The sequence below is a fragment of the Aromatoleum anaerobium genome, from assembly GCF_012910705.2.
GTDB classification, from domain to species: Bacteria; Pseudomonadota; Gammaproteobacteria; order Burkholderiales; family Rhodocyclaceae; genus Aromatoleum; species Aromatoleum anaerobium.
Map to the genome: position 1 here is coordinate 19,689 of NZ_WTVG02000031.1, position 15,870 is coordinate 35,558.

Here is a 15,870-nt window from a genome sequence, read left to right on the forward strand (position 1 = left end):
CGGGCACGCCGCGCCGCACGAATCGCTGACGACCGTCGCGGAGCAGCTGAATATATGGGCCAGGGAACTGGGTTTCGCCGCCGTCGGCGTCGCGGACATCGATCTTGCCGGCGCCGAGCCGGGCCTGGCGGCATGGCTCGCCAGCGGTTTTCACGGCGAGATGGATTATATGGCGCGCCACGGCATGAAGCGGGCGCGCCCCGCCGAACTGGTTCCGGGCACGCTGCGTGTCATCAGCGTACGCATGAATTACTGGCCGCAGGCCGCCGCTGCGCAAGCGGCGCTCGACGAGCCCGCGCGCGCCTACGTGTCCCGCTACGCGCTCGGGCGCGACTACCACAAGCTGATGCGCACGCGCCTGCAGAAGCTCGCTGAACGCATCGCCGCCGAGGCGCCGCACGGCTACCGGGTCTTCGTCGACTCCGCGCCGGTGTTGGAGGTCGAACTCGCGACGCGCGCCGGGCTGGGCTGGCGCGGCAAGCACACGCTCACGCTCGACCGCTCGGCCGGTTCGTTCTTTTTCCTCGGCGAGATCTTCACCGACCTGCCGCTGCCGGTCGATGCACCGGCGAAGCCCCATTGCGGCTCCTGCCGTGCCTGCCTCGACGCGTGTCCGACCGGGGCGATCGTGGGTCCGTACCGGGTCGATGCCCGGCGCTGCATCTCGTATCTTACGATCGAGCTGAAAGGGGCGATCCCGGAGGATCTGAGACCGCTGATCGGCAACCGCATCTACGGCTGCGACGACTGCCAACTGGTGTGTCCGTGGAACCGCTTCGCGCAGCTCACCGCAGAACCGGACTTCGCGCCGCGCCACGGACTCGACCGCGCGAGCCTGGTGGAACTCTTCAGCTGGACCGAGGCCGATTTCTCGACGCGCATGGCGGGCAGCGCGATCTACCGCATCGGCTTCGAGCGCTGGTCGCGCAATCTCGCCGTGGCGCTCGGCAATGCCCCCACGTCGCCCGGCATCGTCGCCGCGCTGCGCGCGCGGGCCGACGACCCTTCGGAACTAGTGCGCGAGCATGTCGCCTGGGCGCTGAAGCGGCACGACGCTGCCTGAAGCTGAAGCGGGTTTCGTGGGTCGACAATGCAGGCCGCGGTCTGTCGCCCGTCGATTGCAGCTAGAATCCCGCGCTTCCAACCGCCCCGGGCTTCATCGTGAATTCTTCGCGACCAATAGGCGTCTTCGATTCCGGCATCGGCGGGCTGACAGTTGTGCGCGCGCTGATGGAACGGCTGCCGCTCGAACGCATCGTCTACTTCGGCGACACCGCGCGCGTTCCGTACGGCGTCAAGTCGGTCGCGACGATCCGCCACTTTACCGAACAGATCACCGACTTCCTGCTGCAACAGGACGTCAAGATGCTGATCGTGGCGTGCAACACGATGGCTGCGGTCGCAGCCGAAACCGTGCGCCAGCGGGCGGGCTCCATCCCCGTGCTGGACGTCATCGAAGCCGGGGCGCAGGCCGCGGTCGCCCAGTCGCGCAGCCGCGGCATCGGCGTCATCGGCACGCCGACAACGGTCAATAGCAACGCTTACGCGCGTCGCATCCATGCGCTCGACTCGAGCGTGCGCGTCTATTCGCAGGCCTGTCCGCTGTTTGTGCCACTCGTCGAGGAGGGCTGGCTCGATCATCCGGTCACGCGGCTGACGGCGCAGGAATACCTCAAGCCGGTGCTCGCCGAGGAGGTCGACAGTCTCGTGCTCGGCTGTACGCATTACCCGTTGCTGAAGCCGCTGCTGCGCGACGTCGTCGGTCCGGGCGTGCGGCTCGTGGACTCCGCGTTGACGACGGCGGAACTCGCCGCGGCCAAACTGCATGCGCTCGGCCTCGCGAACACGCATCCGGGCGAAGCGACGTACCGATTCGTCGTCACCGACGTGCCGCTGCGCTTCCAGACGATCGGCGAACGGTTCCTCGGCCGTTCGCTCGGCGAGGTCGAGAAGCTCGATTGGTAGCGAGCGCCGGCACAGCTTTCCGGCCGCCGCGCTGCGCAGCCTTTTTTCGTGAACTAAGCTTCAGGCAGACGCGGGGCGCCGGACGAGCGCCGCGATGCGCAGGAGGCGGACATGGAGCAGCAGCGGAAACTTGCGGTGGTCGTGGGGGCCGGGCCGGGACTGGGCTGCGCGCTCGGACGGCGTTTCAGCAAGGCGGAGATGAACGTCGCGATGGCGGCCCGCGACGTCGCGCGGCTGGAGTCGCTGACGATGGAGTGCGCGGCGATCGGGCATGGCGCGAAAGCGTATGCGTGCGACGCCGCTAACGAGAAATCCGTCGAGGACCTCTTCAGCCAGGTGCGCGCCGAGTTCGGCGAGCCGGATGTCGTGATCTACAACGCCGGCGCCTTCGTGCCGCGCGGCCTGCTCGAAACCACCGCGGAAGAGTTCGAGCGCTGCTGGCGCGTCGGCTGCATGGGCGGTTTTCTCGTCGGTCGCGCAGCGGCCCGCTCGATGCTGGAACGGATCGGGCGCGGCGGCCGCGGCGGCACGATCCTCTTCACCGGCGCGACGGCGAGCCTGCGCGGCAGCGCGGGTTTCCACAACCTCGCGGTCGGGAAGTTCGGCCTGCGGGCGCTCGCCCAGAGCATGGCGCGCGAGCTGCAGCCGAAAGGCATCCACGTCGCGCATGTGATCATCGACGGGTGCATTCGCCCACCGTCCAGCATCGAGCACAGCGCAGAGGCGAGCGACGACATGCTCGACCCGTCGGCGATCGCGGAAGCCTATTTCCAGCTGCATTGCCAGCCGCGCAGCGCGTGGACGCAGGAAATGGACCTGCGTCCGTGGGTCGAGAAATTCTGAAGCCCGTTCGCGTCGCAGGTGCTGCGGGAATGGGCGCGGCCGGCCGGAGCCGACCGCGGCCGGCGCGGTGCCTGTGGCGTCCTATTCTTCGGGGCCGGTCGCGATCGGACGACACGGGTCGGCGCACCATTCGCTCCACGACCCGGCGTAGAGCCGCGACCCGGACAGGCCGGCCGACTCCATCGCCAGCAGATTGTGGCAGGCGGTGACGCCCGATCCGCACTGGTGGACGACGCGGTGCGCGTCGCGCCCCTTCAGCAGCGCGCCGAACTCCTCGCGCAGCACCGAGGCCTGTTTGAAACAGCCGCCCCCGACGAGGTTGTCGCGGAAAAACCGGTTTTTCGCCCCCGGAATGTGGCCGCCGACCGGATCCAGCGTTTCGTTCTCGCCCCGAAAGCGGTCCGGACTGCGGGCGTCGATGAGCATGATGTCGCCGGTGTAAAGGTGGTCGAGCACGAAGGCGGCATCGACGACGGCGGGTTGCAGCGAAAGCGAGTAGGTCGTGGGCCGGACGGACGGAGTTTTGGTCGTCAGGGCCTGCCCTGCCGCACACCACGCGACGAGGCCGCCGTCGAGCACCGCGACGCGGCGGTGGCCGAGCCAGCGCATCATCCACCACAGCCGGGCGGCGAACATGCCGCCGGCGTCGTCGTAGGCGATCACCTGGGTGTCGTTGCCGATGCCGATGCGCCCGAGCCGGGCGGTGAAGTCGGCCGGGTCGGGGAGGGGGTGCCGCCCGTTGGTACCGGTCATGCGGCCCGACAGGTCCTCGTCGAGATGCAGGAAATGCGCCCCCGGCAGGTGGCCGCGCTCGTACGCCGCCCGTCCGAAGCTGGTGTCGGCCAGGTCATGCCGGCAATCGACGATGCGCCAGTCGGGGTCGTCGAGGTGCTCCGCGAGCTCGCGGGCGCCGATCAGCGTGCTGTACGAAGCGTTCACTGCGCGGGCTCCGCGGCCGCCTCCAGCCAGCTGCGCGCGTCGGTTTCGTCGGCAAAGACAAGCACTTCGGCATCGACAAAGAGCTGCGAAATCCACGCGCTCCAGGTCAGCCACTGGTCTTCGGTCAGCACCGCGATGCGGCGGAAATCCCGGGCGTGGCGACGCGAGAACTTGATTTCTTCCCACGCGACGTCCAGCGTGAAGCCGGCCATCTGACGCAGGTCGAAGAGCAGGTTGACCGGGCCTTCGAACTGCACCTTGTAATTGACGATCTCTTCGAACTCCTTGTAGTCCGCGAGGGTGAATTCGCCGAATACGGTGACGGAGACGAGGTTGGGTTGGTGGTCGGTGGTGATCATGGCTGCCTCCGCAGGGCCATTGAATTATGCGGACTACTATAGTCCCGGCCGATGGGCGCTTCAATCACGATGTCCGCAGCGGGCAGACCGTGGCCCGGGATGGTCACGCGGACGGGCGCGCGGTAGTCTTGCGTCATTGCGAGCACTGCCGGAGGTGTCATGAGTTATCTGCTGGCCCTGGACCAGGGGACGACGAGCTCGCGAGCGCTCGTGCTGGACCGCGACGGGCAGGTGAAGAGTGCCGCCCAGCAGACGTTCGCGCAGCACTACCCGCAGCCCGGCTGGGTCGAGCACGATCCGGCGCAGATTCTCGCGACCCAATTCGATTGCGCCCGGACCGCGCTTGCCCGGGCCGGCATTGCCGCTTCTGCGCTGGCTGCGGTGGGCATCACGAATCAGCGTGAAACCACCCTGCTGTGGGAACGTGCGACGGGCCGGGCGCTTGCGCCGGCGATCGTCTGGCAGGATCGGCGCACCGCGGCGGCATGCGACCGGCTGCGCGAGGCCGGGCATGCCGACATGATCCGCGCCAGCACCGGGCTCGAGCTCGACGCCTATTTCTCGGCGACGAAGCTCGCCTGGCTGCTGGACCACGTCCCCGGCGCGCGCGCCCGGGCACGGGCGGGCGAACTGGCGTTCGGCACCGTCGACAGCTGGCTGCTCTGGCACCTCAGCGGCGGTGCACTGCACGTGACCGACGCCGGCAATGCGTCGCGGACGATGCTGTTCAACATTCACCGCTGCGAGTGGGACGAAACGCTGCTCGCGCTGCTCGACATTCCGCCCGCGCTGTTGCCGCGCGTCGTCGACAGCAGCGGAGTGTGCGGCACCACCCGCGCCGACGTGCTCGGCGCGGCGGTACCGATCGCCGGCATCGGCGGAGACCAGCAGGCAGCCACGTTCGGCCAGGCGTGCTTTGCCCCGGGGATGGCGAAAAATACCTATGGCACCGGCTGCTTCCTGCTGATGAACACCGGCCCGGCGCCGGTAGCGTCGACGAACCGCCTGCTGACGACGATCGGGTGGCGCTCGCGGGGGGAGACCTGCTACGCGCTCGAAGGCAGCATTTTCGTCGGTGGCGCGCTCGTGCAGTGGCTGCGCGACGGGCTGGGGCTGATCAGGCGCGCCGAGGACGTCGAGGCGCTCGCCGCGAGCGTCCCCGACAGCGATGGCGTCGTGCTGGTGCCGGCGTTTACCGGGCTCGGCGCACCGTACTGGGACGCATATGCCCGCGGCACGCTGCTCGGGCTGACTCGCGGCACTGGCGCTGCGCACATCGCCCGCGCAGCCCTCGAGGCGATCGCGCTGCAGACGGTGGATCTCGTCGCCGCGATGGACCGCGACGGCGCCGGGCCGCTGGCCGAACTGCGCGTCGATGGCGGTGCGGCGGCAAACGATCTGCTGATGCAGATCCAGGCGGATCTGCTCGGGGTTCCGGTGGTCCGTCCGCGGATGCTCGAGACCACTGCGCTGGGAGCGGCGTATCTTGCCGGGTTGGGGGTGGGGATGTGGTCCGGCATCGAGGAGCTCGCGTCGCACTGGCGCGCCGAACGCCGCTTCGAGCCGGTGATGGCGGAGGACCAGCGCGAGGCGGCCATCGCGCGCTGGCGGCGGGCGGTGGAACGGGCGCGGGGCTGGGCCGCGGCATGAGCGCGGGCGGCGAGGAGGAAGGCGTCCGTGCGGCGCCGGACAATTTTCATGCGCACGGCCAATCCGCTGCGGCGGAGCGCCGACTTGCCCGCGCCGTGCTGCTCGATCGTTTGTGCCGGTCGCAGCGCTGGGACGTGGTTGTCATCGGCGGCGGTGCGACCGGGCTCGGATGCGCCGTCGATGCCGCCGCGCGCGGCTATTCGACGCTACTCGTCGAAGCATGCGACTTCGCGAAAGGAACCAGTTCGCGCGCGACGAAGCTGATCCACGGGGGCGTGCGTTATCTTGCCCGGGGCGACCTCGCGCTGGTGCGCGAAGCGCTGGCCGAGCGTTCTCGGCTGCTTGCGAATGCGCCTCACCTCGTTCATCCGCTGCGTTTCGTCGTGCCGGCCTATCACTGGCACGACCGAGCGCGCTTCGGGCTGGGGCTCGGGTTTTACGATCTGCTTGCCGGCATTCACGGCATCGAACGCAGCCGCATCCTCGACGCGGCCGCGACAGTCGCGGCGCTGCCGGGTCTGAATCCCGTCGGGCTGAAGGGCGGGATCGCCTACTGGGACGCCCAGTTCGACGACGCGCGGCTGGCGATCGCGCTGATGCGTACGGTGTTCGATCTGGGTGGCCTGGCGCTCAACTACCTGCCGGTCGACGATCTGATCGTCGAAGGCGGCCGGGTGCGCGGGATCATCGCACGGGATGCGGAGAGCGATGAGGTCTTCCGCATCGCTGCCCGCGTCGTCATCAACGCGACCGGTGTATGGGCCGACGCAGTGCGCCGTTTCGAGCGTCCCGCGGCCCGCGCCCTGGTGCGCCCGAGCCAGGGCGCGCACGTCGTCGTCGACCGGAGTTTCCTCTCTGGCGATACCGCGCTGCTGGTGCCGGAGACGCCGGATGGACGCGTGCTGTTCGTCATTCCGTGGCAAGGCAAGGTCCTGATCGGGACGACCGATACAGCTCGCCCCGACCTTCCGCTGGAGCCTGACGCGCTGCCCGGTGAAGTGGATTTCATCCTCGCGACCGCGGCCCGCTATCTCGTGCCGGCGCCGACACGGGCCGATGTGCACAGCATCTTCGTCGGCCTGCGGCCGCTGGTCGGTGAGGACGAGAGGACGGCGACGCACCGGCTGTCGCGCGAACATTGCATCGAAGTGTCGCCCGGCGGGCTGGTGACGATCACCGGCGGCAAATGGACGACGTACCGGCGGATGGCCGAGGAAACCATCGACCAGGCCTGCGCCGTCGGGATGCTGCCGCGACGCCCGGCAGCGACCGCCGCGCTGCGCCTGCATGGCGCGCCCCCCGGCTTTTCCGGCGACTGCTACGGCAGCGATCGGGCCGTCGTCGACCTGCTGCCCGGCGCCACGCGGCGCATGCAGGACGGCCTGACGCTGACCGAGGCCGAGGTGCGCCATGCCGCGCGGTTTGAGCTCGCGCGCGGCGTCGAGGACGTGCTGGCGCGCCGGCATCGCGCGCTGTTTCTCGACGCCGCCCGGGCTGCTGCGGCGGCGCCGGCGGTCGCAACGGTGCTTGCCGAGGAACTCGGACACGATGCGCAGTGGTGCGCGGACGAAGTCGCACGCTTTCGCGCGTTGGCGATCCGCTATGGCGCGCCGGCGCCGGCTGGAGAATGCTCGTGACGAAAGTCCGCGCGCTATCGCTGACAGCGGTCGCGATGCTCGCGTTCGCTGCGAACTCGGTGCTGTGCCGGCTCGCGCTGCAGCAGGAGGCGATCGACGCGGCGAGCTTCACCGTGATCCGCCTGCTGTCGGGCGCGCTGGCATTGGCCCTGCTGCTCGGCGCGCGCGGGATCCCGCCTGCGCGAGCGGGGAACTGGCGCTCCGCGTTCGCGTTGTTCGCGTATGCCGCGGCCTTTTCGTTCGCGTACGTGTCCTTGCCGACCGGTATCGGCGCGCTGCTGCTGTTCGCGGCGGTGCAGGCGACGATGATCCTCACCGGGCTCGTGCGTGGCGAGCGGCTCACGATGTCGCAACTGGTCGGGCTGCTGCTCGCGTTCGGCGGGTTCGTCCATCTGCTGTCGCCGGGCCTGTCCGCTCCGCCGCTCGGCGGCGCGCTGCTGATGGTTGGCGCCGGTATCGCGTGGGGCGTCTATTCACTGCGCGGGCGCGGCACCCGAGACCCGCTCGCGGCGACCGCCGGAAACTTCCTGCGCACCGTGCCGATGGCGATCGGGCTGGCGATCCTCGGGGTCGGCAGCGTGAACATCCAGTCGTCCGGGGTGCTGTACGCGGTGCTGTCGGGTGCGTTGGCGTCCGGTTCGGGCTATGTCGTCTGGTACGCCGCGCTGCGCGGCCTCAGCGCGACCGGCGCGGCGACCGTGCAGCTCAGCGTGCCGGTGATCGCCGCGCTCGGCGGTGTGCTGCTGCTCGGCGAAGTCGTGACGATGCGGCTCGTACTGGCCTCGGTGGCGATTCTCGGCGGCGTTGCGATCGTGCTGCGGGGGCGTTGAGGGGGCGGCCATCGCGGCGATGCGGCTCGGATTCGTTCAGATTCATTCAGCGTGCCGCGCTGCTGCGCGTGCTCGGGTGGGGCAGCGTCACGAGCGCTTCGAGCCCGCCGTCGCGCCGGTTCGCCAGCGAAACGTCACCCCCTTGCGCACGCAACAGATTACGCGCGATGGCAAGGCCGAGGCCGGTACCGCCAGTGTTTCGGCTGCGCGACGCTTCGGCACGATAGAAGGGCTCGAACACTTTTTCGAGTTCTGCTGCCGGCAGGCCCGGGCCGTGGTCGCGCACGCGGATCTCGAAATGTTCCGGCGTTTCGGCGACCGTGACGTCGACGCGGCTGCCGAACTTCACACCGTTTTCGATCAGGTTCCACAGCGCGCGGCGCAGCGCGTCCAGGCGCGCGTGGCACGGCATCCCGGCCCGCCCTGCAAGCGTCACCTGCCAGCCCATGTCGCCCGCATCCTCGCACAGCGCCGCGACCAGCGCGTTGAGGTCGATCGCCTTGGCGGCGGCGGTCACATCCAGGCTGCGCGCGTAGTCGAGGCCTTCCTTCGCGAGCGCCTGCATGGCGTCGAGATCGGACTGGATCTTCGCCCGCACCGCTTCATCCTCGACGAGCTCGGCGCGCAGCCGCAGGCGGGTGATCGGCGTCTGCAGGTCGTGCGAGATCGCAGCCAGGATCCGGGTGCGCTCGCCGACATGTTGCTGCAGGCGTTGCTGCATCTGGTTGAACGCGTGCGCCGCACGGGCGACCTCGACCGGACCGCCGGTGTCGATGGGCGGGCTGTTCGGATCTGCGCCGAGCGCATCGGCTGCGGCAGCGAGCCGCGACAGTGGCCGCGTCGCGATGCGCACTGCGAGCCACGACAGCAGCGTGACGCCGGCGATCAGCGCCAGTAGGGCGGCAACGAGACTGCCGGGCGGCAGGGGCGGAGGGGTCCCGAACAGGGCTCCCGGCAGGCGGACCGTCAGCGGCGCGCCGTCGGCGAGGCGTACGCTGGCGAGCGGTTGCGGACGGTGCGGGTGGCCGTCGTTCGCACGCGGCCGCTCGAGGACCGTCACCTCGCGCTCGGGCAGTGCCTGATGCAGTGCTTTTCGCAGTGGGGAGCCCGCCGGCAGCGGCTGTGCGTCGGGCGGCGGAACGTCGAGCGTGAGCCGCAGGCGCCGCCGGCCAAGAGTCCCGATCCAGTCTTCGCGCTGTTCGGGTGCGAGGCTGTCGAGCACGTCGACGATCGCCGCGATCTCCCGCGCGACGCCTTCGAACAGCACGTCGCGTCCATGCCGGTCCCGTTCGCTGACGAATAGCGCAAGGCTCACCGCCAGCACCAGCGCGATGCCAACCAGCCAGATCAGCATCAGGCGCGCGAACAGCGTGCGTGGCCAGGGATATCTCATGAGTGGGCAGGCGGCTCGGCGACGGAGACCGTGCTCGCGAGCACGTAACCTTCGTTGCGCACCGTCTTGATGATTGCGGGCTCGCGCGCGTTGTCGCGCAGGCGCTGGCGCAGCCGGCTGACGAGCAGGTCGATCGAGCGGTCGAACGCATCGGCTTCGCGGCCCTGCGTCAATTCCATCAGCTGATCCCGGCTGAGCACGCGCTGCGGGTGGGTGAGGAACACCATCAACATGCGGTGCTCGGCCCCCGACAGCGGGACGATGGTGCCGTCCTGGTCGATCAGGTGCCGGCCCGCGGTATCGAGCCGCCATCCGGCAAAGTGCAACTCGCCCGCATGATCGGCGGGCGAGCCTTCGAGGTTCGGCGGCAGCGCGCGGGCCCGCCGCAGGATCGCGCGGATGCGGGCGTAGAGCTCGCGCGGCACGAACGGTTTGGCCAGGTAATCGTCGGCGCCCATCTCCAGCCCGACGATACGGTCCATGTCTTCGCCGCGCGCGGTGAGTATCAGCACCGGCAGGTTTGCGTGGGCGCCGCCGGCACGCAGGTTGCGGCACAGCGTCAGGCCGTCCTCACCCGGCATCATGATGTCGAGCACGATCAGGTCGACGCGGTGGCGCTCGAGGGCGGCTTTCATCTCGCGTCCGTCGGCAGCGGTGGTGCAGCGCAGCCCCTGCTTTTCGAGGTAGTCGGCGAGCAGGCCGCGGATTTCTTTGTCATCGTCGACGATGAGGATGTGGTCGTGGGAGGTGGTCATGTTCTGGACTGGCGGCGGTCGAAGCAGGGCGGGGCGGATGAACCCCCGATGTGAATCATAAGGGGAGAGCCGGGGTATCTTGTATCCCAGAGTATCCCCGGCCCGCACCGAGACATGCTCATGCAAACGGGCGTGCTGCGGACAAATGCGGCTTACATCCCGGTGTTCAAATGGTTTCGCCGCCCGGAGTCAAAGGGCGTTCCAGATCAACACGGAGAACCATCATGAAAACCTGGATCAAGACCGCAGTTGCCGCCGCTGTCGCAGCGACCGTGGGTTTCGCCGCCCCCGTCGCCATTGCCGGAGGCGGCGGTGGCTGGCATGGAATGCACGGAGGCATGCACGGCATGAAGCATCGCATGGATCCCGAAGCGATGAGTGCGCGCGCGAACCAGCGTCTGGCCAAACTGCAGGAAGCCCTCGCGCTCCGGCCGGAGCAGCGCCCGACGTGGGAGGCGTTCAGCGCCGCGATGCGCAGCAGGGCGGAGAAGGCCGCCGAGCAGATGCAGTCGATGCGAGCCGGAGAGCGGCCGCTGACCGCGCTCGAACGGATGGAGCGCATGGAGACGTTCGCCGAAAGACGGCTCGAATCGATGCGTGAAATGCACGCGGCCGCCGCGAAGCTTTATGACGTGCTCGACGCGCCGCAGAAAAAGACCTTCGACGAGCAGTTTCATGTCGGCGGGCCTCGCCAGCGGCGCGACGGGCAACAACGGCAGGGGCGCATGGAGCGTTTCCCGGCGCCGACTCCCGCATCGTGAGCTTGTCCTGACGGCCTCGGCCGCCACGAACAGGCGAAAGCGAATTGCGACGGACCGCGCTTGCACAGGCGGCCCGCGCGAAGCGGATGGCGGGAGGGATTCCGTTCCCCAAACAAAAAGCCGCGTCTTGTGAACGCGGCTTGCTGCGATGGGCAGGCCTGATGGCGGCCTGCCGAATCGAAACGATCAGTGGAACTGTTCTTCTTCGGTCGAACCGGTCAGCGCGGTAACGCTCGAGGCGCCGCCCTGGATCACCGTCGTCACTTCGTCGAAGTAACCCGTGCCGACTTCCTGCTGGTGCGAGACGAAGGTGTAGCCACGGTCGCGCGCGGCGAATTCGGGCTCCTGGACTTTCTCGACATAAGCCGACATGCCGCGCTTCGCGTAGTCCTGGGCGAGGTCGAACATGTTGTACCACATCGAATGGATACCGGCCAACGTGATGAACTGGTACTTGTAGCCCATCGCGCCGAGTTCGCGCTGGAACTTGGCGATCGTTGCATCGTCGAGGTTCTTCTTCCAGTTGAACGACGGCGAGCAGTTGTAGGCCAGCATCTTGCCCGGGTGCTTGGCATGCACGGCTTCGGCGAACTTGCGCGCGAATTCCAGATCCGGCGTGCCGGTTTCGCACCACACCAGGTCGGCATATTCGGCGTAGGCGACCGCGCGGGAGATGGCCTGCTCGAGCCCCTTCGCGGTCTTGTAGAAGCCTTCAGCGGTGCGCTCGCCGGTCAGGAACGGCTTGTCGTTCGCGTCGTAGTCGCTCGTCAGCAGGTCGGCTGCTTCGGCGTCGGTACGGGCGATCACCAGCGTCGGCACGCCCATGACGTCCGCGGCGAGGCGGGCGGCAAGCAGCTTCTGCACGGCTTCGGCGGTCGGCACCAGCACCTTGCCACCCATGTGGCCGCACTTCTTCACCGAGGCGAGCTGGTCTTCCCAGTGCACGCCCGCGGCGCCGGCGCGGATCATCGCCTTCATCAGTTCGAAAGCGTTCAGCACGCCGCCGAAACCGGCTTCGGCATCGGCAACGATCGGGGCGAAGTAGTCGACGTAGCCCTTGTCGCCCTTGTTGATGTTCTTCGACCACTGGATCTGGTCGGCACGCTGGAAGGCGTTGTTGATGCGCTCGACCACCGTCGGCACCGAGTTCACCGGATACAGCGACTGGTCCGGGTACATCGCGGCGTAGGAGTTGTTGTCGGCCGCAACCTGCCAGCCCGACAGATAGATCGCCTTGATGCCGGCCTTGACTTGCTGCATCGCCTGGCCGCCAGTCAGCGCGCCGAGGCAATTGACGTACGGTTCGTTGTTCACAAGGTTCCACAGCTTTTCTGCACCGACGCGCGCCAGGGTGCTTTCAGGCTGGATGGAACCGCGCAGGCGGACGACATCGGCGGCAGTGTAATTGCGCTTGATGCCTTTCCAGCGGGGGTTTTCGGCCCAGTCTTTTTCAATGGCGGCGATTTGCTGTTCGCGGGTCAGGGTCATGGCAGGTTCCTTGTTGGCTAACGATTTATGAGCATGGAAACGTTCCTCGCGCGCGTCTGGCGATGTGCCCGCGGATTCATTCCCGTTCGATTGCCGTCGTGCTGCAGAGGCGGCGTCGAGTGAGGAGGAGTATAGGAAGGTTTTCGCTCTGCAGCAACAGGTCTTATATAAGATATAAGAAATTATTTAGGCGTTGTTTTTCAGGAATTTAAGTCCGATATTTTGCATGGTGGAACGTCAAACGGCGTTGTGAAATGAATTGCTGCTGCATTGCCGCAGAAAATGCCGTTGCCCGGACCGCTGTTGAGCGCCGGTGAGAGTCGGTAGTAACTGAAGCCGGCGCAGCCGTACGCCGGCTTGCGGAATGAATCAGAGCAGCGACGTTTCCGAAACGACCACGCCGTCCGCGTCGGCGTAAATGAAATGCCCCGGAGTGAAGGTCACCCCGCCGAACGTCACCGCGATGTCACGATCTCCGGCGCCTTTCTTGATGCTCTTGAGCGGATGGGTGCCGAGCGCGAACAGCCCCAGTTCCATCGTGCCGATTGCCTTCGAGTCGCGGATGCAGCCATACACGATGACTCCGGCCCATTGATTCTTCACGCCGAGCAGCGCCAACTGGTCGCCGACGAGCGCGCATCGCATCGAGCCGCCGCCATCGACGACGAGCACTTTGCCTTCGCCCGGCCCTTCGAGGGCGGTGCGCACCAGGGAGTTGTCCTCGAACACCTTGAGCGTCGTGATCCGGCCGCAAAAGGCACCGCGTCCGCCGTAGCTCCGGAACATCGGGCTGACGACTTTCACGCGGTTTTCGTGGGCATCACACAGATCGGCGGTCTGGAATTCCATGCTTCTTCCTTCGTTTTGAGGGGGGAGAAAGTGTACTGCGACGTCGCCATTCACGGGCGACACGGGGTACTGCGGGGCAAAAAACAAAAAAGCGGCCCGCAGGCCGCCTTTCCGGAGTGCGGTAACTCAGGCCGTCGCCGCCTCCATCTGGTCGAAGACCAGCTTGACCTTCCCGTCGGCGTCCAGATCGATGGTCACCTTGCCGCCGTTCGCCAACCGGCCGAACAGCAACTCGTCGGCCAGTGCAGACCGGATCGTGTCCTGGATCAGGCGAGCCATCGGGCGCGCGCCCATCATCGGATCGAAGCCTTCGCCCGCCAGCCATGCCTTCAGCTCGTCGGTGAAATGCGCCTCGACTTTCTTCTCATGCAACTGCGCCTCGAGCTGCATCAGGAACTTGTCGACAACGCGCAGGATGACTTCGTTGTCGAGCGCCTTGAACGAGATCGTCGCATCGAGCCGGTTGCGGAATTCCGGCGAGAACATGCGCTTGATATCCGCCATCTCGTCGCCCGCTTCACGCTTGGCCGAAAACCCGATCACCGCCTTCTGCATCGACTCCGCTCCCGCGTTCGTCGTCATGATCAGGATGACGTTGCGGAAGTCCGCCTGGCGGCCGTTGTTGTCTGTCAGCGTGCCGTGATCCATCACCTGCAGCAGAATGTTGTAGATGTCCGGATGCGCTTTCTCGATTTCATCGAGCAGCAGCACGCAGTGCGGCTTCTTCGTGATCGCCTCCGTGAGCAACCCGCCCTGGTCGAACCCGACATAGCCCGGCGGCGCGCCGATCAGGCGGCTGACCGCGTGGCGTTCCATGTATTCGGACATGTCGAAGCGCACCAGTTCGATGCCCATCGTGAACGCCAGTTGTCGCGCGACTTCAGTCTTGCCGACGCCGGTCGGACCGGAGAACAGGAAGCTGCCGATCGGTTTCGCCGGATTGCCCAGGCCGGAGCGCGACATCTTGATCGCCTTGGCCAGCGCGTCGATGGCCGCTTCCTGGCCGAACACGACGTTCTTCAGGTCGCGCTCGAGATTCCTCAGCGCAGTCTTGTCGTCGTTCGACACGCTGCGCGGCGGTATCCGTGCGATCTTCGCGACGATATCCTCGATTTCGCCCTTGCCGATCAGCTTGCGCTGCTTCGATTTCGGCAGAATCCGCTGGGCCGCGCCGGCTTCATCGATGACGTCGATCGCCTTGTCCGGCAGGTGACGATCGTTGATGTAACGCGCCGAAAGTTCTGCCGCAGAGGACAGCGCGGCGGCCGAATACTTGACGTTGTGATGTTCCTCGAAACGGCTCTTGAGGCCCTTCAGGATCTCGACCGTTTCCGCTACCGATGGCTCTGAAACATCGACTTTCTGGAAACGCCGTGACAGCGCGTGGTCCTTTTCGAAGATCTGGCGGAACTCCGAATAGGTCGTTGCACCGATGCATTTCAGTTGCCCGGACGACAGCGCCGGCTTGAGCAGGTTCGACGCGTCAAGCGTGCCCCCCGATGCCGCCCCGGCACCAATTAGCGTATGAATCTCGTCGATGAAGAGAATCGCGTTCTGGGTTTCGCGCAGCTGCTTGAGCACGGCTTTCAGCCGCTGCTCGAAGTCGCCGCGATACTTCGTGCCCGCCAGCAGCGCGCCCATGTCGAGCGCGTACACCTGGGCGCCTTCGAGGATCTCGGGGATCCGTCCTTCGATGATCCGCCGCGCCAGGCCTTCCGCAATCGCAGTTTTGCCGACACCCGCTTCGCCGACCAGCAAGGGGTTGTTCTTGCGCCGGCGGCATAGCGTCTGGATGACGCGCTCGAGCTCCCGGTCGCGTCCGATCAGCGGGTCGATCTTGCCGACCAGTGCCTGCTGGTTGAGGTTCAGTGTGTAATTTTCGAGTGCGCCGCCCGGTTGTGCCGTTTCCGTCTCCTGTTCGCCTTGCTCGGATTCGTTGCGTCCCGGTGCATTCGCACCTTGCTGGGGCGCCTTCGCAATGCCGTGCGAAATGAAGTTGACGACGTCCAGTCGCGAAATATTCTGCCGCTGCAGGAAGTACACAGCGTGCGAATCCTTCTCGCCGAAAATGGCGACCAGGACATTGGCGCCGGTGACTTCCTTCTTGCCCGACGACTGGACGTGCAGTATCGCGCGCTGGATGACGCGCTGGAATCCGAGCGTCGGCTGCGTATCGATCTCGTCCGCGCCTTCGACCCTCGGGGTGTGCTCGTTGATGAAAGTCGTCAATTCCCGCCGTAGTTCATCGACGTTTGCGGCGCAAGCGCGCAAGACTTCGGCGGCCGACGGATTGTCGAGCAGCGCCAGCAGCAGATGTTCAACAGTGATGAACTCGTGCCGCTTCTGTCGCGCCTCGACAAAGGCCATGTGCAGACTGACTTCAAGTTCCTGCGCGATCATT

14 protein-coding genes are annotated in these 15,870 nt (G+C 66.9%); 7 read left to right on the top strand and 7 right to left on the bottom strand.

Translation table 11 applies throughout. The features are described 5' to 3' along the window. The first annotated feature begins 25 nt into the window (after positions 1-25). The 3 genes from queG to GO606_RS01095 all read left to right on the top strand — a co-directional run bounded on the left by queG (position 26) and on the right by GO606_RS01095 (position 2,808). Positions 26-1,063: a tRNA epoxyqueuosine(34) reductase QueG gene (queG, locus tag GO606_RS01085; RefSeq protein ID WP_211166681.1), complete on the top strand. Its 1,038-nt coding sequence runs from the start codon at positions 26-28 to the stop codon at positions 1,061-1,063. Positions 1,064-1,158: 95 nt separating this feature from the next. Further along, on the top strand, positions 1,159-1,965 hold the full coding sequence (gene murI / locus GO606_RS01090; protein WP_169118999.1) for a glutamate racemase: 807 nt from the start codon (positions 1,159-1,161) through the stop codon (positions 1,963-1,965). A gap of 111 nt (positions 1,966-2,076) precedes the next feature. Next, positions 2,077-2,808, top strand: a complete 732-nt coding sequence (locus GO606_RS01095) for an SDR family NAD(P)-dependent oxidoreductase (protein WP_169118986.1) — start codon at positions 2,077-2,079, stop codon at positions 2,806-2,808. 81 nt (positions 2,809-2,889) lie between these two features. Here the strand turns inward: GO606_RS01095 and GO606_RS01100 are convergent, their stop codons facing one another. Both GO606_RS01100 and GO606_RS01105 read right to left on the bottom strand, forming a co-directional pair. Beyond that, on the bottom strand, positions 2,890-3,747 hold the full coding sequence (locus tag GO606_RS01100; RefSeq protein WP_169118987.1) for a sulfurtransferase: 858 nt from the start codon (positions 3,745-3,747) through the stop codon (positions 2,890-2,892). Further along, the gene (locus GO606_RS01105; protein ID WP_169118988.1) at positions 3,744-4,106 is read right to left on the bottom strand and encodes a SpoIIAA family protein; all 363 of its coding nucleotides are present in this window, start codon (positions 4,104-4,106) and stop codon (positions 3,744-3,746) included. Before GO606_RS01105 ends, GO606_RS01100 begins: the two co-directional genes overlap by 4 nt. A 159-nt stretch (positions 4,107-4,265) precedes the next feature. Between GO606_RS01105 and glpK the strand changes: the two genes are divergently transcribed. The 3 genes from glpK to GO606_RS01120 are packed head-to-tail and all read left to right on the top strand — an operon-like array spanning position 4,266 to position 8,223. Next, positions 4,266-5,756: a glycerol kinase GlpK gene (glpK, locus tag GO606_RS01110; RefSeq protein ID WP_169118989.1), complete on the top strand. Its 1,491-nt coding sequence runs from the start codon at positions 4,266-4,268 to the stop codon at positions 5,754-5,756. Continuing rightward, entirely contained in the window at positions 5,753-7,393 is a 1,641-nt protein-coding gene (locus GO606_RS01115) for a glycerol-3-phosphate dehydrogenase/oxidase (protein WP_169118990.1), read from the top strand. Before glpK ends, GO606_RS01115 begins: the two co-directional genes overlap by 4 nt. Continuing rightward, entirely contained in the window at positions 7,384-8,223 is an 840-nt protein-coding gene (locus GO606_RS01120; protein WP_169118991.1) for an EamA family transporter, read from the top strand. The genes GO606_RS01115 and GO606_RS01120 overlap by 10 nt, the downstream gene beginning before the upstream one ends. A 46-nt stretch (positions 8,224-8,269) precedes the next feature. Here GO606_RS01120 and GO606_RS01125 read toward each other — a convergent pair whose 3' ends face one another. Together GO606_RS01125 and GO606_RS01130 are read right to left on the bottom strand one after the other, a co-directional pair. Then, positions 8,270-9,616 (bottom strand): sensor histidine kinase, encoded by a 1,347-nt coding sequence (locus tag GO606_RS01125; protein ID WP_169118992.1) that lies wholly within the window; start codon positions 9,614-9,616, stop codon positions 8,270-8,272. Further along, entirely contained in the window at positions 9,613-10,371 is a 759-nt protein-coding gene (locus tag GO606_RS01130) for a response regulator (RefSeq protein ID WP_169118993.1), read from the bottom strand. Before GO606_RS01130 ends, GO606_RS01125 begins: the two co-directional genes overlap by 4 nt. Positions 10,372-10,595: 224 nt before the next feature. On the opposite strand from GO606_RS01130, the gene GO606_RS01135 reads away from it, so the two are divergent. Continuing rightward, positions 10,596-11,132: a Spy/CpxP family protein refolding chaperone gene (locus GO606_RS01135; protein ID WP_169118994.1), complete on the top strand. Its 537-nt coding sequence runs from the start codon at positions 10,596-10,598 to the stop codon at positions 11,130-11,132. Between the two features lie 186 nt (positions 11,133-11,318). Here the strand turns inward: GO606_RS01135 and aceA are convergent, their stop codons facing one another. The 3 genes from aceA to clpA all read right to left on the bottom strand — a co-directional run bounded on the left by aceA (position 11,319) and on the right by clpA (position 15,869). After that, entirely contained in the window at positions 11,319-12,620 is a 1,302-nt protein-coding gene (aceA, locus tag GO606_RS01140) for an isocitrate lyase (protein ID WP_169118995.1), read from the bottom strand. A gap of 369 nt (positions 12,621-12,989) precedes the next feature. Next, complete coding sequence (gene rraA / locus GO606_RS01145; RefSeq protein ID WP_169118996.1) at positions 12,990-13,469, bottom strand: ribonuclease E activity regulator RraA; 480 nt, start codon at positions 13,467-13,469, stop codon at positions 12,990-12,992. A gap of 126 nt (positions 13,470-13,595) precedes the next feature. Beyond that, entirely contained in the window at positions 13,596-15,869 is a 2,274-nt protein-coding gene (clpA, locus tag GO606_RS01150) for an ATP-dependent Clp protease ATP-binding subunit ClpA (RefSeq protein WP_169118997.1), read from the bottom strand. Position 15,870 lies beyond the last annotated feature (1 nt).